The sequence below is a fragment of the Streptomyces sp. NBC_00258 genome (genome assembly GCF_036182465.1).
Classification (GTDB): domain Bacteria; phylum Actinomycetota; class Actinomycetes; order Streptomycetales; family Streptomycetaceae; genus Streptomyces.
The window spans coordinates 1,286,634-1,306,802 of the sequence record NZ_CP108081.1 but is presented as its reverse complement, the minus strand read 5'-3'; the positions used below and the strand labels follow the sequence as shown (position 1 = coordinate 1,306,802).

At 68.0% G+C, this 20,169-nt stretch carries 15 protein-coding genes and 1 pseudogene; 11 read left to right on the top strand and 5 right to left on the bottom strand.

Annotated elements, in window-relative coordinates; translation table 11 throughout:
• Positions 1 to 232 precede the first annotated feature (232 nt).
• The 7 genes and pseudogenes from OG718_RS06215 (at position 233) to OG718_RS06185 (ending at position 8,173) form a co-directional block, all read left to right on the top strand.
• The gene (locus tag OG718_RS06215) at positions 233 to 1,540 is read left to right on the top strand and encodes an extracellular solute-binding protein (protein ID WP_328843531.1); all 1,308 of its coding nucleotides are present in this window, start codon (positions 233 to 235) and stop codon (positions 1,538 to 1,540) included.
• A gap of 116 nt (positions 1,541 to 1,656) precedes the next feature.
• The gene (locus OG718_RS06210) at positions 1,657 to 2,640 is read left to right on the top strand and encodes a carbohydrate ABC transporter permease (RefSeq protein WP_260695838.1); all 984 of its coding nucleotides are present in this window, start codon (positions 1,657 to 1,659) and stop codon (positions 2,638 to 2,640) included.
• 13 nt (positions 2,641 to 2,653) lie between these two features.
• Positions 2,654 to 3,598, top strand: coding sequence for a carbohydrate ABC transporter permease (locus tag OG718_RS06205; protein ID WP_328843530.1), 945 nt, complete (start codon positions 2,654 to 2,656; stop codon positions 3,596 to 3,598).
• Between the two features lie 91 nt (positions 3,599 to 3,689).
• Complete coding sequence (locus OG718_RS06200; protein WP_328843529.1) at positions 3,690 to 5,150, top strand: GH1 family beta-glucosidase; 1,461 nt, start codon at positions 3,690 to 3,692, stop codon at positions 5,148 to 5,150.
• Positions 5,151 to 5,563: 413 nt separating this feature from the next.
• Complete coding sequence (locus tag OG718_RS06195; protein ID WP_328843528.1) at positions 5,564 to 6,349, top strand: sulfite exporter TauE/SafE family protein; 786 nt, start codon at positions 5,564 to 5,566, stop codon at positions 6,347 to 6,349.
• A gap of 543 nt (positions 6,350 to 6,892) precedes the next feature.
• Positions 6,893 to 7,700 (top strand): annotated as a pseudogene (locus tag OG718_RS06190) (IS5 family transposase).
• A gap of 77 nt (positions 7,701 to 7,777) precedes the next feature.
• Positions 7,778 to 8,173, top strand: a complete 396-nt coding sequence (locus OG718_RS06185; RefSeq protein ID WP_143643796.1) for an Imm7 family immunity protein — start codon at positions 7,778 to 7,780, stop codon at positions 8,171 to 8,173.
• Positions 8,174 to 8,296: 123 nt separating this feature from the next.
• Here OG718_RS06185 and OG718_RS06180 read toward each other — a convergent pair whose 3' ends face one another.
• Positions 8,297 to 9,469 carry an epoxide hydrolase family protein gene (locus OG718_RS06180; RefSeq protein ID WP_328843527.1) on the bottom strand — a complete coding sequence of 391 codons (1,173 nt, stop codon included), beginning with the start codon at positions 9,467 to 9,469 and terminating at the stop codon, positions 8,297 to 8,299.
• 103 nt (positions 9,470 to 9,572) lie between these two features.
• Here OG718_RS06180 and OG718_RS06175 point away from each other — a divergent pair, with 103 nt between their 5' ends.
• From OG718_RS06175 to OG718_RS06160, 4 genes are all read left to right on the top strand, one after another.
• On the top strand, positions 9,573 to 10,148 hold the full coding sequence (locus OG718_RS06175; protein ID WP_328843526.1) for a CGNR zinc finger domain-containing protein: 576 nt from the start codon (positions 9,573 to 9,575) through the stop codon (positions 10,146 to 10,148).
• Positions 10,149 to 10,309: 161 nt separating this feature from the next.
• Positions 10,310 to 11,128 carry a DUF2785 domain-containing protein gene (locus OG718_RS06170; protein ID WP_328843525.1) on the top strand — a complete coding sequence of 273 codons (819 nt, stop codon included), beginning with the start codon at positions 10,310 to 10,312 and terminating at the stop codon, positions 11,126 to 11,128.
• 417 nt (positions 11,129 to 11,545) lie between these two features.
• Entirely contained in the window at positions 11,546 to 12,286 is a 741-nt protein-coding gene (locus tag OG718_RS06165; protein ID WP_328843524.1) for an alpha/beta hydrolase, read from the top strand.
• Positions 12,287 to 13,061: 775 nt separating this feature from the next.
• On the top strand, positions 13,062 to 13,649 hold the full coding sequence (locus OG718_RS06160) for a hypothetical protein (RefSeq protein ID WP_328843523.1): 588 nt from the start codon (positions 13,062 to 13,064) through the stop codon (positions 13,647 to 13,649).
• A 720-nt stretch (positions 13,650 to 14,369) separates the two neighbouring features.
• On the opposite strand, the gene OG718_RS06155 is transcribed toward OG718_RS06160, so the two are convergent.
• The 4 genes from OG718_RS06155 to OG718_RS06140 form a co-directional block, all read right to left on the bottom strand.
• Positions 14,370 to 16,475 (bottom strand): MMPL family transporter, encoded by a 2,106-nt coding sequence (locus OG718_RS06155; protein WP_328843522.1) that lies wholly within the window; start codon positions 16,473 to 16,475, stop codon positions 14,370 to 14,372.
• A 290-nt stretch (positions 16,476 to 16,765) separates the two neighbouring features.
• Positions 16,766 to 17,437, bottom strand: a complete 672-nt coding sequence (locus OG718_RS06150; RefSeq protein ID WP_328843521.1) for a response regulator transcription factor — start codon at positions 17,435 to 17,437, stop codon at positions 16,766 to 16,768.
• Positions 17,434 to 18,660 (bottom strand): sensor histidine kinase, encoded by a 1,227-nt coding sequence (locus tag OG718_RS06145; RefSeq protein ID WP_328843520.1) that lies wholly within the window; start codon positions 18,658 to 18,660, stop codon positions 17,434 to 17,436. The genes OG718_RS06150 and OG718_RS06145 overlap by 4 nt, the downstream gene beginning before the upstream one ends.
• A gap of 734 nt (positions 18,661 to 19,394) precedes the next feature.
• Positions 19,395 to 19,892, bottom strand: coding sequence for a peptidylprolyl isomerase (locus OG718_RS06140; RefSeq protein ID WP_143643804.1), 498 nt, complete (start codon positions 19,890 to 19,892; stop codon positions 19,395 to 19,397).
• Between the last annotated feature and the right edge of the window lie 277 nt (positions 19,893 to 20,169).

Genomic DNA, 20,169 nt, shown 5'->3' with positions numbered 1-20,169 from the left:
AGACCGGCCACGAGTGTCCGGCGGGTCCGGGTACGGGAGTGCGACATCTTCCGGCAACGAAGTTGCTTCAACTTCTTGACAGGAGCCTTTTGCGGCGGCCACGCTTCGGGCTTCCGGGTGGGCACGTTCCCATCGCAGTTTGGGAACGTGCCCACCCGGACAAATCGGGGCCTACGGAGCGGACCGTGGGGCTCGAACTCCGGTGCGTCAGCGCCGCCGCTAGGAGGACTGAATGGGCAAGGCCCGAAGGAAGTTGCGTACACGAGCCGTGGCCGCCGTATCGGCTGTGTCGGCTCTTGGTCTGGTCGTGGGCTGTGGAGGCAGTGACAGCGGGGGGACCGGTGGTGGGAAGAAGGACGGCAAGGTCACCATCACCATGGGGCTGTTCGGCGTCATGGGCTTCAAGGAGACCGGTCTGCTCGACAAGTACATGAAGGAGCACCCGAACGTCGTCATCAAGGCGGACGTCGCGGGTGACGAGCAGACCTACTACACCGCCCTGCAGACGCACTTGGCCGCCGGCAGCGGACTGAAGGACATCCAGGGCATAGAAATTGGTCGGGCCAAGGAACTGTCCGACACGCAGAAGGACAAGTTCGTCGATCTTGCCGGCGGGACGGACCACTTCCTGCCGTGGAAGCAGAACCAGGTCACCACCGAGGACAAGAAGGTCATCGGCATGGGCACCGACATCGGCCCGATGGCGGTCTGTTACCGCAAGGACCTGTTCAAGCAGGCCGGACTGCCCACCGACCGCGACGAGGTCGCCAAACTGTGGGAGGGCGACTGGTCGAAGTACGTCGACGCGGGCAAGCGGTTCAAGCAGAACTCGAAGGCGGAGAAGGTCGCCTTCATGGACAGTTCCAGCGGGCTGTTCAACGCCATGATCTACGGAAACTCCCAGCAGTTCTACGACAAGGAGGGCGAGCTGATCTATGCCACCAACCCTGTCGTGAAGGACGCGTGGAAGCTGGCCTCCGAGGCGGCCACCTCCGATCTGACCGCCAAGCTCCGCCAGTTCCAGCCCGGCTGGGACCCCGGCCTGGCCAACAGCACCTTCGCCAGCACCGTCTGCCCGGCGTGGATGCTCGCGCACATCAGCGAGAAGGCGGGCCCGAAGAACAAGGGCAAGTGGGACGTCGCCAAGGCGCCGAAGGGCGCCAACTGGGGCGGAGCGTTCCTCGGCGTGATGGAGAAGAGCCCCGTCAAGAAGGAGGCGCAGGAGCTCGTTGCCTGGCTCACCGCCCCTGAGCAGCAGGCCTACCTCTTCAAGGAGATCGGCAACTTCCCCTCGTCGCAGACCGCGTTGGGGATGCCTGAAGTGGTCGACGCCAAGTCGGAGTACTTCAGTGGCGCGCCCATCGGGAAGATCTTCAGCGCCGCGGCCCAGGAGATCCCCGACGAGCAGGTCCTCGGCCGCAAGGACGGCACCATCAAGGACATCTTCTCGCAGGGCCTGACCTTGATCGAGGCGCAGAACAAGAGCCCGAACGTGGCATGGAAGACCACGGAAAAGCGCATCGAGAAGGCCGCCGGCTGACCTCGGGCCCCGTCGCCCACCTCCGCAGCAGCCCGGCGTCCCACGCACGGCCCCGAGTGGGCCGCCGGGCCCCTGCCCACCCCGTCACCCTCCAGGAAGGACGCCTTCCGGTGGCCATCTCCACCTCGACACCCCCAGACGGTGCGCCCGACGCCGCTCCACCGGCCGGGTCCGGCAGCGGCGCGCAGCGCCGCAGTACGCTGCTGCACCGCCTCGACGTGCGCGGCGCCCCGTACGCCTTCATCGCCCCGTTCTTCGTCGTCTTCGCCGCCTTCAGCTTCTACCCGCTCGTCTACACCTCGTGGATCTCCCTGCACCGCGTCGAACTGTCGACCCTGAACCTCATGGAGTGGGTCGGTTTCGACAACTACACGGCCCTGTGGGAAGACGACCGCTTCTGGAACGCGCTGCTCAACACGTTCACCATCGGCGTCCTGTCGACCGTGCCACAGCTGTTGATGGCGCTCGGTCTCGCGCACCTGCTCAACTACCAACTGCGCGGCTCGACGTTCTTCCGTGTCGCCGCCCTGACGCCCTACGCCACGTCGGTGGGCGCGGCGGCCCTCGTCTTCACGATGCTCTTCGAACGCGACTTCGGCATGATCAACTGGATGCTGAGCCTGGTCGGCATCGACAACATCGACTTCGAGAACAACAAGTGGGCCGCGCAGACGGCCATCTCCACGATCGTCATCTGGCGCTGGACCGGCTACAACGCCCTGCTCTACCTCGCCGCGATGCAGGCGATCCCACGCGACCGCTACGAAGCCGCGGCCATCGACGGCGCTTCGCGGTGGCAGCAGTTCCTGAAGGTCACCATCCCCGGCATCCGCTCCACCATCGTGTTCACCATCGTCCTGTCCACGATCGGCGCCACCCAGCTCTTCGGTGAGCCCTTGATCTTCGGCCAGGGCCCGAACGGCATCACCGGGGGAGCGGACAACCAGTACCAGACGCTGGGACTGCTGCTGTACGAGGAGGGCTGGAAGAACTACCAGATGGGCCGGGCCGCCACCGTCGCCTGGGCGATGTTCCTGCTGCTCATTGTCCTGTTCGTCGTCCAACGAGTCGTCAAGCGCGTCCTGGCGCGCAGGGCCTGACCGGGAGATCTCCATGACCACAGACAGCATCCCGGTCCAGACGGCGGACGCACCCCCCGGGACCGCACAGAAGAAGGCACGGAAGAGCACCGCGCCCGGTGGCCGCAGCCGACAGCTGTTCCGCCACCCGGGGGCCGGACGTCAGCACCACGCGGGCCCTGTCGCCTACATCCTGCTGGGGATCGCGGCGCTCTTCTCACTCTTCCCGCTGTACTGGACGATGGTGGCGGCATCCAGCGACAACACCCGCGTCACCCAGACGCCGCCGCCGTTCCTGCCGGGACCTCATCTTCTGGAGAACCTCGGCAAGGCCTGGCAGGACGCCGCGCTGGGCAAGGCCATGCTCAACAGCCTGATCGTGGCCGGCGTGATCGCCCTGTCGACGGTGCTGTTCGCCACCCTGGCCGGCTTCGCCTTCGCGAAACTCCGCTTCAAGGGCCGCAACATCCTGCTCATGCTCGTGATCGGCACGATGATGGTGCCGCCTCAACTCGGCGTCGTACCGCTGTTCATGATGATGACGGAACTGGGCTGGGGCCAGCAGCTGCCCGCCGTCATCTTCCCCACGCTCGTCAGCGCCGTCGGGGTGTTCTTCATGCGGCAGTACCTGAGCGAGGCGCTGCCCGACGAACTCGTCGAGGCCGGACGGGTGGATGGTGCGCACTCATTGCGCATCTTCTGGAGCATCGTGCTGCCGATCGCCCGGCCTCCCATGGCCGTCCTGTTCATGATCACGTTCGTGCACGCCTGGAACGACTTCTTCTGGCCGTTCATCGTGCTCGACATGTCCAACCCGACGGTGCCCGTCGCACTCACCCAGCTGAGCGCGGGATACATACGCGACCAGTCGCTGATCATGGCGGGCGCCCTCCTCGGCACGCTGCCCCTGCTCGTCATGTTCATCGTCTTCGGCCGTCAGATCGTCGGCGGAATCATGCAGGGAGCGGTCAAGGGATGAGCGCCCCGCCGTCCCTCTGCTGCCGCGCCCCTCCGGTACTCGCCACCCCGTTCCGCCCCTCCCACCCCGAAGTACCTCTGGAAGGACTCACGTGACCACCGTTACCCGACGTGTCGCGCCCGCCCCGGGAACCACCAACGCCATCCGATTCCCTCAGGGATTCACCTGGGGCACGGCGACCGCCGCGTACCAGATCGAGGGTGCCGCCTCCGTCGACGGACGCACCCCTTCCATCTGGGACACCTACTCGCACACGCCCGGCAGGGTGCGCAACGGCGACACCGGTGACGTGGCCACCGACCACTACCACCGCTGGCGCGAGGACGTCGCGATCATGGCCGACCTCGGCGTGAGCGCCTACCGGTTCTCCCTGTCGTGGCCGCGGGTGCAGCCGACCGGCCGCGGCCCGGCAGTACAGAAAGGGCTCGACTTCTACCGGGCACTGACCGACGCACTGCTGGAGAAGGGCATCGAGCCGGTCGTCACCCTCTACCACTGGGACCTGCCGCAGGAGCTGGAGGACGCCGGCGGCTGGCCGGAGCGCGTCACCAGCGACCGGTTCGCCGACTACGCGACTCTCGCGGCCCGTGCGCTGGGCGACCGGGTGAAGACCTGGACCACCCTCAACGAGCCCTGGTGCAGTGCCTTCCTCGGATACGGCTCCGGTGTCCACGCCCCCGGGCGCACCGACCCGGTTGCGGCCCTGCGTGCGGCGCACCACCTCAACCTCGCCCACGGCAAGGCCGTTCTGGCGCTGCGGGCCGAACTGCCCTCCCGCGCGCGGACGTCCATCACGCTCAACATCCACCACGTCCGAGCGCTGACCGAGGCCGCCGAGGACCTGGACGCGGTCCGCCGGATCGACGCGCTGGCCAACCGTGTCTTCACCGGCCCGCTGCTGGAGGGCGCGTACCCGCAGGATCTCCTCCAGGACACGGCCGGCCTGACCGACTGGTCCTTCGTGAAGGACGGCGACCTCGCCACGATCCACCAGCCGCTGGACTTCCTGGGCGTCAACTACTACACACCCACCCTCGTCTCGGCCGCCACGGACGAGGCGAGCCACGGCTCTGACGGTCACGGGGCGAGCGAGCACAGCCCCTGGCCGGGCGCGGACCGGGTCGCCTTCCACCGCCCCGAAGGCAGCACCACCGCGATGGGCTGGGCGGTCGACCCCAGCGGTCTGTACGACCTGCTGATGCGGCTCAAGACAGAGTTCCCCACCATGCCCTTGATGATCACCGAGAACGGGGCCGCGTTCGACGACTACGTCAACCCGGAGGGCGAGGTGAGCGACCCTGAGCGCGTCGCCTACCTGCACGGCCACCTGTCGGCCGTCCAGCGGGCGATCTTGGCCGGCGTCGACGTACGGGGCTACTTCCTGTGGTCTCTGCTGGACAACTTCGAATGGGGCTACGGCTACAGCAAGCGCTTCGGTGCCGTCTACGTCGACTACCCGACCGGTAAGCGCATCCCCAAGGCCAGCGCACGGTGGTACGCCGACGTGGCCCGCACTGGCACGTTGCCGGATCGGGACGGTGAGAATCGGTGAACTCGCGTGTGACGTCGGAGCACAGCCGGGGACCGGCGGATCACGATCCAGTGGTGTTGCAGGGCGGTTCCTGCTTCCTTTTCCTTGTGGGTCCTTCGCGTGACGCGGCGGGGGTCTTCGTCTGACAACACCGGGCGGACGCTCATGGAGCATCCGCCCGGTGTCATCGGTGGGTTCTCAGATCCGTGGGCGCAACGTCAGTGCTGTGTGCGGAACATGAGGATCGGACCTGGGTTCTCCAGGTTGCTCGACGGTGCGGTTGCCGGGTAGCAGGTGAAGACAGTGAAGGTCGAGCGTGCCATCGATCTTTGATCACCCAGGTCGGGAGCGCGCCAGGGAGGCGAGATGCGGGCGATCTACGCTGTCGCGGGAAGGTCGACACGGGACAGGCTCAGACAGCGCGGGGGCATCGGATGCAATGGGAGTTGGGAGCGGCCGGCCTTGCAGTCGGGATGCTGATAGCCGTGGTGACCGCGCCGGTCGGAGTGTCCGGGGCCGTGTTCCTGCTCCCCGTGCAGCTCAGCGTCTTCGCCGTGCCCAGCCCGGCCGTCACGCCCACGAACCTGCTCTACAACGTGGTTGCAGGCCCCGGCGCCCTGCTCCGATACCGACGCGACGGCACCCTGAAGGGCCCGCTCGTGCGTCGTATGGTGCTGGGCACCCTGCCCGGTGTGGTCCTCGGAGCGGTCATCCGCGTGTTCGCCCTTCCGGGCCCGAACGTCTTTCGGCTTCTGGTTGCAGGTCTGCTGTTGCCGCTCGGTACGTGGCTCATCACCCAGACCCTCCGCCCCGCACTTCCGGAGACACGACGCCCTGAGCCTGCGCCCCGGACGGTCACCGGTCTGGCGCTCGCGGTCGGGGTCGTGGGCGGCATCTACGGCATCGGCGGCGGCTCGATCCTCGGCCCCATTCTCGTCGGCCGAGGTGTTCCCGTTTCCAGGGTCGCCCCTGCCGCGCTCGCTTCCACCTTCGCCACTTCGGTGGTCGGTGCGTCTACCTACGCCCTGCTGTCCCTGGTCCGCAGCGGCAGCATCGCCCCCGACTGGTCTCTCGGCCTGGCCTGCGGACTGGGCGGTCTCATCGGCGGTTACCTCGGAGCACGCCTCCAGCCACGCATGCCCGAGACCTTCCTCCGCCTCCTACTCGGCACCCTGGCCACCGCACTCGGCGCCCTCTACGCGTTCGACGCACTGGACTGACCTGCCGGATCAGTCCTCGCTGTCACGGGACATCTGTGCGGCGCAGTCGGGTTCCGCTCCCGAACCGCGTTGAGGAAGTCGGCACGGCCCCATCGACGCATCCATTGCTGGCGGGGGCGTTGGACAGACCCAGCACACCGGCTCCCCGTGCAGGTGCGCTCGTGGGGCCCGAAGCTGGCCTCGACGGTCGCTCTGGGAGGTCTGTCTCGCGGATGTGGGGATACTGCGGCCCGAACTCCGCGAGCAGGTCGGGAAGTTGAGGCGTCGGCCGAGCTTGCCCTCTTGGTGACGCTGCTGGCGACCCCTGGTCTCGCGACCTGGTGTCAGGCGGCTGGTCGGCATGAACGGAAGACGGCTGCTGGCGTACGGCCATGAACCCAGCCCGCCGGCGTGGTCGTGGTCAGGAACGTCACAACGGCGGTTGCAGCACTCACCCAGCCCGCTTGATCCCGGCTATCTCATCGTCCCAACTAACTGACCGTTTCAGAATGACATTCGTTGTGGGGCTTGGCAGTTGGGTCTTGTGTCGGCAGGATCGGTTGAGTGGCTGCTGAACTTGTGCCTGATGACCTGTGGGAACGTGTAGCCCCGCTTTTACCTGCTCGGCCGCCTCGGCGGCATCGGTATCCGGGGCGGTTGCCGGCAGATGACCGGGCTGCGCTCAGAGGCATCGTCTACGTGCCGTGCAAAAGCGTGAGCTGGCGGGACGTTCCCGCAGAACAGGTCGGCTGCAGTGGCGTGACGGCCTGGCGGCGACTGCGGGACTGGACCGAGGCCGGTGTCTGGCCGCAACTGCACGAGGTGCTGCTGGCCGAGCTGCGTGCGGCGGGTCTGCTGGACATGGACGACGCCGCGATCGACGGATCGCACGTGAGGGCTCTGAAAGGGGGGCTCACACCGGACCTTCGCCGGTCGACCGGGCCCGGCCCGGCAGCAAGCACCACTTGATCGTCGACCGGCACGGCACCCCCTTTGCGTCTCACTGACCAGCGGGAACCGCCACGACATCACCCAGCTGATGCCCCTGCTCGATGCGATACCCCGCATCCGCGGTGTCCGCGGTCGACCCAGGCACCGGCCAACTCGGCTGTTCGCCGACCGCGGTTACGACTACGACAAGTACCGCCGCCTTCTCCGGGCTCGCGGCATCACACCCAAGTTCGCCCGAAAAGGCATCACGCACGGCTCCGGCCTGGGAAAGACGCGTTGGGTCGTGGAGCGCACATTTGCCTGGCTGCACCAGTTCAAACGGCTGCGGATCCGCTACGAGAAGCGCGCAGATCTCCACCTGGGCTTCCTCCAACTTGCCTGCAGCATCATCTGCTTGAGACGACTCCGAACCTCATTCTGAAACCATCAGTAAGGCGTGTCCGGCGGATCATGCTGTGATCGGCACGGGGGAGCAGGTCGTCTCACTACGATCGCGGGATGTTTGAGTACCACGGCTGGATCACGGTCAGGGAGACTGCGGCTGATGACGACGATGAGGCCCGTCTGCGGCAGATCGTCGATGAACTTCGGCTTCGCATCGCCCGGATGGACAGCCCCTACTTGCTCGACCTCAGGTGGATGAACGGCGAACCGTTCATCCACCTCGGTGGCTACTCCAATCACCGCTCGTCGCCGGATGTTGTCGAACTGTTTGAGCATGTGGCTGTGATTGCCCCTGGTTCCTACGGGCTGCTCCACGTTCGCGATGACGAAGAACCGGACCACGAAAACGAGATGCGCGTGCTCAGGCTCGTTCGGGGCGTGGTCACGCAGCACACGGAAGCGCTTCTGTCTCCGTGCGTCCCGACAGTGGAAGATCCCTTCACCGGCTGAGGTTTCTCCGGCGAATCATGCGTCTGCCCACGTTCTACCGTCTCGATGAGCTCGGTCCGGAAGCCGTCTGGCGACGCCTTGAGCCGGATCGGACAGCGATCGAGTGCCGGCGCCCAGGCGCGTTCACCGATGAGTGGCCAGCACTGCCGCGAGGCCCTCTTGCAGATCTTTGACGAAATACTCAGGAACTTCCAGCGACGGGAAATGTCCCCCGTTCTGGGGTGACGTCCATCGGACGATCTTTCGGTACCGCTCCTGCGCCCAGGGGCGCGGACACTTCTCGATGTCGCGGGGATACATGCTGATCGCTGACGGGACGTCGACCCGGAGTTCGGGGTCGAGCGAGTTGTGGCTTTCGTAGTAAATGCGGGCCGCCGATGCGCCGGTCCGCGTCAGCCAGTACAGGGTGACGTCGTCGAGAACGCGGTCCATGGAAATCGTCTCGAACGGGCTGTCTTCGGTGTCCGACCACTCGGCGAACTTGTCGAGGATCCAGGCAAGAAGCCCGACCGGTGAGTCGACGAGCGAGTAGCCGATGGTCTGCGGTCGGGTCGCCTGCTGCTTCGCGTACGCCGCGCGGTGGCGCCAGAAGTCGCGGGTTTCCTCGGTCCATTTGCGCTCGGTCGCCGTCAGCCCGTCCGTTGTCAGCCCGGGCGGTGCCTCCGCGAACAATGTGTGGATGCCGAGTACGTGCGCCGGGAACCTGCCGGCGAGAACCGTGGTGATATTGCCTCCCCAGTCGCCGCCGTGGGCCAGGAACGTGCTGTAGCCGAGCCTCCCCATCAGTTCCACCCACGCGGCCGCGATCTTTTCGGTTCCCCACCCGGTGGTGGTCGGCTTGTCGCTGTAACCAAAGCCTGGCAGCGACGGGACGACGACGTGGAACGCCGGCGCGTCCGCATCCTTCGGATCTGCCAGCTCGTCCACCACATCGATGAACTCGGCAATGCTGCCCGGCCAGCCGTGCGTCAAGATCAGAGGAGTGGCATCCGCGCGGGCGGACCGGCGGTGCAGGAAGTGGATTCCCAGATCATCGATGGTCGTGCGGAACTGGCCGATCCGGTTGAGGCGCTCTTCGAACGACCGCCAGTTGTACCCGGTGCGCCAGTAATTCACGACATCGGCGAGGTCGGCGAGCGGAACGCCCTGTTCCCATCGGCGAGGGCCGGGCGCGGCGCGATGGACCGTCTCGGCCTCCGGCAGTCGCGCGGCGGCCAGTCGCGCGCGCAGATCGTCGAGTTCGGCGTCGGTTGCGTGGGCTTCAAACGCTTGCACGTCGCTGGTCGGACGGGACATGAGACCTCCTGGCCGTCGTGGAACCGGCTGCGAGCCATCGTGAACCGGCTAAGACGGTTCTAGCAGTTCTCCGAGCCGCGCTGCAACCGGCTAAGGTGGTTCCATGCCTGCTGCGTTTCCTGAATTCCGCCTCGGTAGCGTGCTGGCGACCAGCTTCACGGGGACTCTGTCGGAGCGTCATGGCAGCGCCGTGGAGCGCATTCCCACGCCGCACCGACTCGTCGACTGGCTGGCAGTGAGCGGCCTCGCCGTGGACTCCTGCACAACTGCCCAACTCGACCTCGCCCGGGAACTGAGGGAGTCGATTCACGCCGCCGCGACAGCGGCCGCGGTCCAAGACGCTCTCCCTGTGCCTGCTGTCCAGGTCATCAACGACCGCAGCGCTCAGGGCCGGGCCGCGGCCATCCTGACGCCCGAGGGCAAGCGGCGATGGCAGCTCGGCTCGGCTTCCTGCGTGGAAGATGCCCTCAGCGTGATCGCCGCCGACGCGATCAGCATCATCGCAGGCGAACGAGACGGAAAACTGGCCCTGTGCGCATCGCCGACCTGCCGAGCCGCCTTCTTCGACACCAGCCAAAGCCGCACCCGCAAATGGTGTGACATGAACACCTGCGGGAATCGCCAGAAGAAGGCACGCTTCCATGCCAACCAGCGCAAAAACCCCAGAACGGTGGAGTGATCGTTCCCCCCGGTACATCCAAGCGGGCCCCACGCCTGCGACACATCTGTCGCGTTGGGTGCACTCCAACGGCACCACTAGGACGTTGTTTCAGACGGTGAGTCTGCGGTAGCGGACGAGGTCGCTGTTGGTTTCCGTCAGCACTGTGAAAGCCTGACGGGATGAGTGCTGACGTCGTCGACTGGCCGTCGATCGCAGCCGACGGCTTCCCCTTCCCCGAGGCTGTACCGGCATCTCTGCTCGCCGACGAGCTGTCGGTCATGCTGATCTCGCCCGACCCTGAGATCCGTGACGACTACGCCTACACCGCCGCAGCCCGCTGGATCAGGGAAGGACATCTCGATGAAGTCCTCGAGGCGCTCGGCGACACCGCCACCAGCCGATTCAGCCACCCTGCGGTACAGGCCCGGACCTTCGCACCGCTGATCCTCTGCTCCGTCCTGACACGCGGACACACCGTTCCCGGCCTCGTGCCCAAGGAGGCTGCGGAACGCTGGTATGCCGAATTCTCGGCCTGGTATCCGGCAGAGCAGGACACTCGCGGCTGGGACGACTCCCTGGGCTGGCTGCACGCCGTCGCACACGGCGCCGACGCTACCGCCGCGTTCGCAAGGGCCCTGCCCAACCGCCGCACGGAACTACTTGAACTCTGTGCCCGCAGGATGACGGCCACGCAGACCGACTACCGATACGCACAGTTGGAGGACGCGAGGCTTGCCCGTGCGCTCATGCGTATCCTCCAGGCTCCTGGCCTGAAGCGCGAGCAGGCCACCGGCTGGCTGACCTCGGTGGCGCAGGCCCTGGACGGAGGAGGCCCCGGACCCGTGCCGATCTGGGCGTTCAACACCTTTGCCACCCTCCAGTCCCTCCACCTGCACCTGGCTCGAGGCCTCACCGACGAAGACGTCCCGCCGCATGCCGAGGCGGTTGCCGCCCATGCCGCCGATCTCCTTCGCCTGCCCTACTCCTGGCTCGCCTGACACGAGGCAGCTCCGGCATCAGCGTTTGGGTGGGGCGCCTCCGGGCCCCTGACGTGAGTGCCCCGGTCGCGCCCCTGTGTCCGGCGGCGCCGGCCGCCGGACAGTCTCGGACCGATCATCCGGCCCGCGTCGTACACACTGAGCATGCGCCGCGCCGGACGAGTCCCAGCCGGGCATCCTCGGCTGGGTGAAGTGCTTGGACCGTGTCCTGTGTGGTGCGGCGGCGTCCGGCCGCGGAGCCTTCGCGAAAACCCGTTGGCGGACCACGGCGACCACTGCTACTTTCCCGGAGGCCGTGCGAGAGAACGAGGAGGTGGTACCCGTGAACGTACTGACATGGGTGCTCCCCTCCGGGGTCACGGTCGGACGATAGGTCGTCCGGGAGCGCCGCTCTGAGCGCTCCCGAAAGGCACGACCATGCATTTCACTTCTGAACAGCGCCTCGACGACGGTGTCCTCGAGCGAGAGTTCACCCTCGGCGAGATCCCCGGCATTCTGTGGACACCCGCACTGGCATCAGCATCCGCACAGGCGCCGCTGATCCTGCTCGGCCACCCTCCCCTCGGGCTGCGCAAGATGTACCCCCGACTGGTGGCGCGGGCTCAGCACGCCGCGGCGGAGGGCTTCGCCACGGCCACCATCGAGCTCCCCGGAAGCGGAGACCGGCCCCGGTGGCCCGCTGCCGAGCAGGCCCGCGCCGACCTGCGCTGGGCGATGGAGGCCGGCGAGCCGGTCAGCGACGAGATCGTCGACGCGCTCATCATCCCGCTGGTCGACAAGGCGGTCCCGGAATGGCAGGCAGCCCTGGACGCCCTCCTGTTGCTGCCCGAGATCGGCGGCCCGGTCGGGTACTCGGGGGGAGTGATCTCCATCGGTATCCGGCTTGCGGTGGTCGAGCCGCGCATCGTGGCCGCCGGTCTCTTCGCCGGAAGTTTCGTGCCTCGAGCCATGTTCGAGGAGGCCCGCCAGGTCACCATTCCGCTGCATGTCCTGCTGCAGTGGGACGACGCAGGGAACGACCGGCAGGCGTCCCTGGACCTGTTCGACGCCTTCGGCTCCAAGGAGAAGTCCCTGAACGCCAACATGGGCGGGCACACCGGCGTTCCGCAGTTCGCGGGGGACGCCGCGGCTCAGTTCTTCACCCGGCACCTGAAGTGAGGCCGGGCCGACTGGCCGACGGCAGACGGTAGGCGACGCTAGGCGGTGTCGGCCAGGCCGCCGCTCATCAAGGACAGGTCCCGGCCTTCCTCGATGAGCGGCAGCAGGCAGAGGCACAACCGCCCCGATCGAGGCGGTACCAGCCATCGGTGGTAACGGCCGGTCGGGGCGGCGCTCGGCCACCAGCGCCTCCGCCAGTTGAGTCCACGCCGTGAGGTACTGGGTCCGTACCTCCTCGAGGTTCGCCGGGCAGGCGACCGACTCGGTCACCAGCGCTGGCTGCACCCGTCGCAATGCCTCGTGCAACGACGTCTGCGCACGGGGCACAGCCCCATCATCTGCCGCCAGTTCTAGCTCTGAGCCCGACTGGCGGGGTGCCCGCAGCGATCCGCTCGGTCGACGGCAGGGTGCCGTCCAGGATCATGAACGCTTTCTCGCGGATCGGCTGCAGGCCCTGGCTGCCCTCGCGCCCATGCCTACCGGCGTCTCTGGTGCAGGGTGCTGTGCCGCTGGCGCGCTCGTGGGGCGAGTGACGTTTCCGGATAGCGTTCACTCCCAATCCATTGCAACGAAAGATGAGACTCTGTTGCATTAGCTTGCCTTCATTGCAACGATATTTGGTGTCTACCTGCAGTTATCTAGAACGCTTGCAATAACTCGGTTGTCAATTGCATGAACGCAACGTAGCGTTTCTGTCATGGGAAACAATGGGGTGATGGCCTCGCAGGGCGAGAGGTGTGAGCTTCGCGAAGTGGGCGGTCAGAGGGGTCGGATCATGGGGACGGAGCAGAACCAGCAGCAGGCGGCACCTGGCGCCTTCGCCTCCTTTGCCCGCTTCGTATTCTGCGGCGGCGGAGTCGGGCTCGCCTCCAGCTTCGCCGTGGCCGCCCTCGCCTCCTGGATTCCCTGGGGCCTGGCCAACGCCCTGATCACCGCGGTTTCCACGCTCCTCGCCACCGAGTTGCACGCCCGCTTCACCTTCGGCGCAGGCGGACGTGCGACCTGGCGCCAGCATGTGCAGTCGGCCGGGTCCGCGGTGGCCGCGTTTGCGGTGACCTGCGTGGCGATGTTCGTCCTGCAGCAGTTGGTGGCGGCACCCGGTGCGGTGCTCGAGCAGGTCGTCTACCTGTCCGCCTCCGCACTCGCCGGTGTCGCGCGGTTCGCGGTGCTGCGCCTCGTGGTCTTCGCACGGAACCGCTCGCAGGCCACGGCCACCGTCCGCATCGCCCGGCCTGTACGCGTGACCGTCACCCACACCGCGGCACCGGCCGACCCGAGGGTGCTCCACCGCGCTTTCCGAGCACGAGCTGATCGGGTCCCTGCGGCGCTGCACCCGGGCCCCGAGCTCGCAGTTGCCAGTTGATCCCGACGTCGCCCCCGTCGGCATCGGCTGCAAGTCACTGGTGGCCGGCGAGGCAGGCAGGTTGTGTTGCGGTTCATGGTGGAGGGCAAGGCCGGGTAGGAGGCGTTGGTGGCGCTCGGCGCGACGGTGATTCCCGAGACGATCGCCGTGGATGGCGTCGCGGTGCTCACCGACGTCATCGAGTGCAGCTCCAGGCCGCAGTAGGAGCCGGGTACCGACGAGGTGTACGTCAACCAGTGGCGGACCACCGATCCCTTGGCCGCACTGCCGCTCACTCTGCAGACCTGGATGATCGGTCCGGACGCCGAGGGCTCGGCCGTGGCGGCACCCGCAACTCATCGGGTCCTGCGGGTGACAACGCCCCGGTCACGGTGGCCTGGCAGGGTCTCGACCCCGCCGGGCCTACCTCACCGTGGTCGACTACAGCGAGGACTGCGGGATCGGCGCCACCGGTGCCGGACAGACCCTGCAGACGGGCGGGCCGTAGTCGCAGTCCGGTGCCGCCAGGGCATCCACACGGGGGTTGGCTCCCGTGCGGATGCTGTGTACGCCATCGACGGGGTCGCCGACAAACCCCAGAAAAGGTCTGCCCGTTCCAGGCGAAACTCCGGCCACGGCCACGGATCCGGCCGCGGTTCCCGCTCCGACGAAGGCCCCGGTCCGAGGGAACCGGGGCCAACGCGCGGTGCTGTACGGCGAGTTCGGTGCTCACCGGTGGATTCAGTGCTGCTTGGTGAGTTCGGGTGTGGCAGGCGGTGTCTCCTCGTGCAGCCCGAACCGGTCGTGGGCCCGCCGCAGCCACGCGGGCGCCCACCAGGCGCGTCGCCCGAGCAGCGTCATCGTCGCCGGGACGAGGAGCATGCGTACGAGGGTCGCGTCGATCAGCACCGCGAGGGTCAGCCCGAGGCCGATCTGCAGGATGGGCGCGAAGCCGCCCGTCATGAAGGCGGCGAAGACGACGGCGAGCAGTAGCGCGGCGCAGGTGACCACGCGGCCGGATCGGCGCAGCCCGGTCACGACGGCCTCGTGGTCGTCGCCGCTCTGTATCCGGGCCTCGCGCATCCGGGCGAGGATGAACAGCTCGTAGTCCATGGCGAGTCCGAAGGCGATCGCGATGATCAGCGGCGGTGCGGTCAGGCTCAGCGCCCCGAGTTCCTGGGAGCCCAGCACACCGGCCAGGTGCCCGTCCTGGAACACCCAGACCACCACGCCGAGCGCGGCGCCCAGGCTGAGCAGCGTGGTGACGATGGTCCGCAGTGGGATGAGTACCGAACCGGTGAAGGCGAAGAGCAGAAGGAAGATGCCGGCGAGGACGGTGACGGCGGCCCAGGGTGCGCGGTCGGCGAGCATCTCGCGGAAGTCGACGAGGCGGGCCGCGACACCGGTGACCTCGATGGGCTCGTCGCCGCGTATGTCCCGTACGCGCTGGACGAGTTCGGTGGCCGCCCTGCCGTCGGCGCTGCCGTCCGGCTGCAGGCTCAGGACCGTTGTGCCGCCCGGCAGGTCACGGGACTCGGCGCTCGGTGAGAGTGCCCGGATCCGGTCGGCCGTCGCGGGGTCGGTGCCCGGCTTCAGGACCACTGTCACCGGCGAGACTCCGGTGCCCGGCGGGAAGTGGGTCTCCACGGTGTCGTCCAGCTGGCGTGCCTCCGTGTTCGTCGGCAGCTGCTGGGCATCCCCGATGTTGATCTTCATCTCGGTGACGGGCAACGCCAGGACGAGCAGGGCGAGGGCCGATGTGACCGTCACGGCGACCGGTCGGTTCGCGGCGAACTGGGCGAGGCGGGCGAAGACACGGCCCTCCTCTCCGGCGGGCTTGGTTCGTGCCGGGGGGATCTTCCCGCCGAAGCGGGCCAGCAGAGCGGGCAGCAGGGTGAGCGCGGCCAGCATGTCGATGACTACCACAGCGGCCACGGCGAGACCCATGCTGCGCAGGAAGACGCTGGGGAACACCAGGAGACCGGTGAGGCTCACGGTCACGGTCAGACCGGAGAACAGGACCGTACGTCCGGCGCCGGCCACTGTGCGGTGCACGGCCTCCACGACATCGTCGGTGTTCCTGCGTTCCTCGCGGAAGCGGACCACCATCAACAGTGCGTAGTCCACGGCGAGTCCGAGGCCGAGCATTGTCGTCACCTGGATCGCGTACACGGAGATGTCGGTGAACTGGCTGAAGCCGAACAGGGCGAGGAACGCGCCCGCGATCCCACTGACCGCGACCAGCAGGGGCAGCCCGGCGGCGCGCAGTCCGCCGAAGATGACGAGCAGCAGGACGAGAACGACGGGCAGCGAGATGATTTCCGCGCGTACCACGTCCTGCTGTGCCCGCTCGCCGAGTTGCTGCCCGAGCAACGGGCCGCCGCTGACGTGGACTTCGGGCGCCTTGATCTCATGGATGCGGTCACTGGCCGTATCCAGGACCTCTTCTTCCTGCTCGTCGTCGAGGCCGCCTTTCAGCGTCACCGGGACGACCAGGGCCTGCCCGTCCTGCGCGAGGAGGCCAGGTGTGCGGTATGGGTCGGGCACGGCAGCGATGCCGGCGGTGTCGCGCAGGTCGGCGACGGCGGCCTCGACCTGCGCGCGCAGCCCGCGGTCGGTCACCGCTGTGCCGCTGACCACTCCGGTGATCGACTCACCAACAGGGTCGATGCCGTCGAGGTGCACGGCGGCCCGGTCCGATTCGGTGCCCGGTACGTCCGGCACGGAGTCGCTGAGCCGGCCGAAGACGCCCGTCCCGAGCCCGAAGCCGAGCAGCAGGAAGAGCAGCCAGAGGCCGATCACTGTCAGGGGGCGGCGAGTTGACGCCCTGGCGATGGTGGCGAGCACGGGGTGCCTCCCGGCGGAGTCGGCGGTTCTAGGAGTTGCCCCAGACTCGCGTGGCCCGCCCCGCCCGCGGATCGCCGAGGGGAGCGGTTTCCTTGGATCCCTCGCGCGGGTGAGTGGGCGGATCGGCTCCGCCGTACGGGGGATGCGCGGCTGCGGGGTGGTGAGGGCTTGTCGCGCAGTTTTCCGCGCCCCTGAGGTAACTGGGGTGGAGACCCTGCTCCTGAGGGGCGCGGGGAACTGCGCGACCAACCCCCGCCGGCCCGTAGCCGACAACGAACCACCCCGAAAGGTCAGTTCGAACCCGGGGTCACCAACCCCGTCTCGTACGCGCAGATGACCGCCTGCACGCGGTCACGAAGGCCCAGCTTGCTGAGGACGTTGCTGACGTGGGTCTTCACCGTGTGCTCGCTGACGAACAGCGTCGTCGCGATCTCCGCGTTGGAGAGCCCGCGGGCCAGCAGCCGAAGGGTCTCCTCCTCGCGAGCCGTCAGGATTTCGAGCCGCACCGTCGAGGCCGACGGCGCAGAGGCCTCGGCCCGTCGGCGCTGGATGATGTCTGCCACCAGCCGCCGCGTCACCGATGGCGCGAGCAGCGAGTCGCCGGCCGCGACCACACGTACCGCGTGCACCAGGTCGTCCCGGCGCACGTCCTTCAGCAGGAAGCCGCTGGCGCCTGAGTACAGCGCCTCGTACACGTACTCGTCAAGGTCGAACGTCGTCAGCATGACCACCCGGCAGGAGGACTGGGCGCAGACCAGCCGGGCCGCTTCCAGGCCGTCCATCCGGGGCATGCGGATGTCGAGCAGCAGCACGTCGGGCGTGTGGCGCTGCACCGCGGCCACAGCCTCGATGCCGTCGCCGGCCTCCGCCACCACCTCGATGTCGGGCTGTGCCTCAAGGATCATGGTGAACCCGCTGCGGACCAGCTCCTGGTCGTCGGCGACCACCACACGGATGCTCACCCCAGGGCCGCCTGCCGGTCGACGGCCACGGGAAGGCGGACGACGACACGGAAACCGCCGTCGGATCCGGGTCCCGTACGGGCGGTTCCTCCGCAGGCGGCGGCCCGCTCTCGGACTCCGATCAGGCCATGGCCGTGTGAACCCCCGCCCCCGTTTCCGTTCCCGGCTCCGCCGCGGTCCGCGGGCCCTCGCCCGTCGTCCGTCACCGTTAGCGTCAACTCGTCCTCCGTCCAGTCGAGTTCGACCCGCGCGCAGGAAGCGTACGCGTGCTTCACGGTGTTGGTCAGGGCCTCCTGGACCACGCGGTACGCGGCGACCTCGGTGTCCTGGTGCAACGGACGCGGCTCGCCGGTGGCGTGGAGCTCGACGCGCAGGCCGGCGGTCTCGGCGACCTGTCGGACGAGGTCGGTCAGGGCCGCCACACCGGGCTGTGGCTGCGGGACCGAAGTACCGTTCACCGGCTCGTCCTTGAGCACGCCGAGGATCCGCCGCAGTTGTGTCATGGCATCGCGCCCGGCGCCGGCGATGGCGTCGAACGCCGCCTCCGCGCGCGCCGGATCACTGCGCACCACCACTGGCCCGGCCTCCGCCTGCACCACCATGAGGCTCACCGCGTGGGCCAGGATGTCGTGCATGTCCCGGGCGATCCTGGCCCGTTCCTGCGCGGCGGCACGTTCGGTGTCGGCGGCCCGCTCCCGCTCCAGCCGACGGGCCCGGTCCTCCAGCGCTGCCGTGTACGCCCGCTGGAGACGGGCCAGCACCCCGAAACCGTACGCGCTGACGCAGCTCAGCAACTGGAAGGCGTACTCGAAGGGTTCGGTGCCCTCCTTGTGCATCATGGTCAGCGACACCCCGGCCAGCCACCCCACCAGCATGAGGCGCCGCTGCCAGGGCAGGGCGATCGCTGCCGTGGTGTAGAGCACGACCAGGCCGCCGTACATCACGTCGGGCGGCGGCGCGTGGTAGACCGCCATGGCGGGGGTGAACACCGAGACACCGCAGGCCGCCAGGTACGGCGCGCGCCGCCGCCACACCAGGGGCAACGCCGTGCCGGCGCCCAGCAGGAAACCCTGCCAGGTGAGGCGGTCGTCGCTGTCGTCGGGGAACATCCACTGCAGCGACGCGGCGAACAGCACCAGCGCGGCGAGCGCGGCGTCGACGACGTACGGATTGGCCGCGCGCAGGCGTGCGACGGCGGGTGTGATCCAGGATCGGGCAGACATACGCGGCTCCTCGGGGCAAGGGCCGTCCCAGTATCCGGTGGCAGGTGGGCCGCGTCCTCACCGGTGAGAGGGATATCCGACGGCCGTGGCTCGTCGGGGACACCGCCCCGCGCGCGGCGTAATGACGGCTCCGACTGCACCCCGGCGCCCGCGAGATGCCGCGCGCCGCGAGCCGTACCGCCGGGATCAACGCCGGTGTCTGCGCGCCGCGTTCGGGCACCACGACCGAGACGGTCGCAATCACCGAGCCGTTCGCTCCGCGGAAGGGCCGCGGAGTCTTCAGCTGCGGCGGCATCGATTGCCAGTGGCTGCGCCATTTCGAAGTCACTGGCCAGGAGAGGCGCTCGGGGGGCGTGGAGCAATCAGCCCGGGCTGACCAGCCAGGAGGAATGAGCGGAGCTTTGGCGGCCGCGTCCAGCAGCTCTGGATCTTGTCGGCGGTGACGGGTCGGGTTCGTTGGCCGCGGGACCTTGCCGCCGGGCTCCAGGACGCTCACGGCGCCGCGGATGTTGCCGGCGATGGGGAACACTCACGTGGTCGGTGCCCGCGTCCTCGAGCATCGATCCACGTTCTGGGCGTGCCACCCGCTGCTCAGCCGCGGCGCGAAAGAGCAGCGAGTGGCACAACGATGTTGCGTCCGACTCGGGAGCCGCTGTGGAGGCCCCGGGCCTAGCGGGCGGATGCGCGGCCAGACAGCCTGCGCCGAGCCGGTCCCGCCGCCCGGGGCGAAAGCGCTACTTCTCGAGGACGCCCGAGGAAGCGATCTCGATCTTCCCGCGGGTGGCACCGGAACGCGAGCCCAGGGACTCGATCTTCCTCACCAGGTCCTGTCCCTCGACGACCTCGCCGAAGACCACGTGCTTGCCGTCCAGCCAGGGTGTGAGCACCGTGGTGATGAAGAACTGCGAGCCGTTGCTGTCGGGGCCGGAGTTTGCCATGGACAGCAGGAACGGCCTGTCGTGCTTGAGCTTGAAGTTCTCGTCGGCGAACTTCTGGCCGTAGATGCTCTTGCCGCCGGTGCCGTCGCCGCGAGTGAAGTCGCCGCCCTGGAGCATGAACTCCGGGATGACACGGTGGAAGCCCGAGCCCTCGTAGCCGAAGCCGTGCTGGCCGGTGGCCAGCTCACGGAAGTTCTGCGCCGTCTTGGGGACGACGTCGTCGTACAGCTTGAAGACGATCCGGCCCGCGGTGCTGCCGTCAATGTTGATGTCGAAGAAGACGTTGGTAGACATAGGGGGATCCTGTCATGGCACCGCGCAGTGCCCTGGAGCCGCCCCGGTCGCCCGCCGTGAAGACCGAAAAAGCTACGCGCAGCGCACCCGCCTCATTGCCCCCAACCACTGAGCTTCACGGAACTCGGAACTGCGCACAGAGCCGTTCTCAAAGATCATCATCACCGTGTCTTCGCGGACCTTGTCCGCGGCTTCCGTGCGGCCAAGCCGACCAGCCTCGCCCTGGACGGTACCGATGGCGTGTGCGCGGAGCCGTCCGTCGGGCGGCTCCGCGCAC

Coding starts and splice junctions, on each gene's coding strand:
- OG718_RS06170 (WP_328843525.1), top strand. CDS start 10,310: ATGAGTGCTGACGTCGTCGACTGGCCGTCGATCGCAGCCGACGGCTTC.
- OG718_RS06180 (WP_328843527.1), bottom strand. CDS start 9,469: ATGTCCCGTCCGACCAGCGACGTGCAAGCGTTTGAAGCCCACGCAACC.
- OG718_RS06175 (WP_328843526.1), top strand. CDS start 9,573: ATGCCTGCTGCGTTTCCTGAATTCCGCCTCGGTAGCGTGCTGGCGACC.
- OG718_RS06205 (WP_328843530.1), top strand. CDS start 2,654: ATGACCACAGACAGCATCCCGGTCCAGACGGCGGACGCACCCCCCGGG.
- OG718_RS06140 (WP_143643804.1), bottom strand. CDS start 19,892: ATGTCTACCAACGTCTTCTTCGACATCAACATTGACGGCAGCACCGCG.
- OG718_RS06215 (WP_328843531.1), top strand. CDS start 233: ATGGGCAAGGCCCGAAGGAAGTTGCGTACACGAGCCGTGGCCGCCGTA.
- OG718_RS06195 (WP_328843528.1), top strand. CDS start 5,564: ATGCAATGGGAGTTGGGAGCGGCCGGCCTTGCAGTCGGGATGCTGATA.
- OG718_RS06145 (WP_328843520.1), bottom strand. CDS start 18,660: ATGTCTGCCCGATCCTGGATCACACCCGCCGTCGCACGCCTGCGCGCG.
- OG718_RS06160 (WP_328843523.1), top strand. CDS start 13,062: ATGGGGACGGAGCAGAACCAGCAGCAGGCGGCACCTGGCGCCTTCGCC.
- OG718_RS06185 (WP_143643796.1), top strand. CDS start 7,778: ATGTTTGAGTACCACGGCTGGATCACGGTCAGGGAGACTGCGGCTGAT.
- OG718_RS06165 (WP_328843524.1), top strand. CDS start 11,546: ATGCATTTCACTTCTGAACAGCGCCTCGACGACGGTGTCCTCGAGCGA.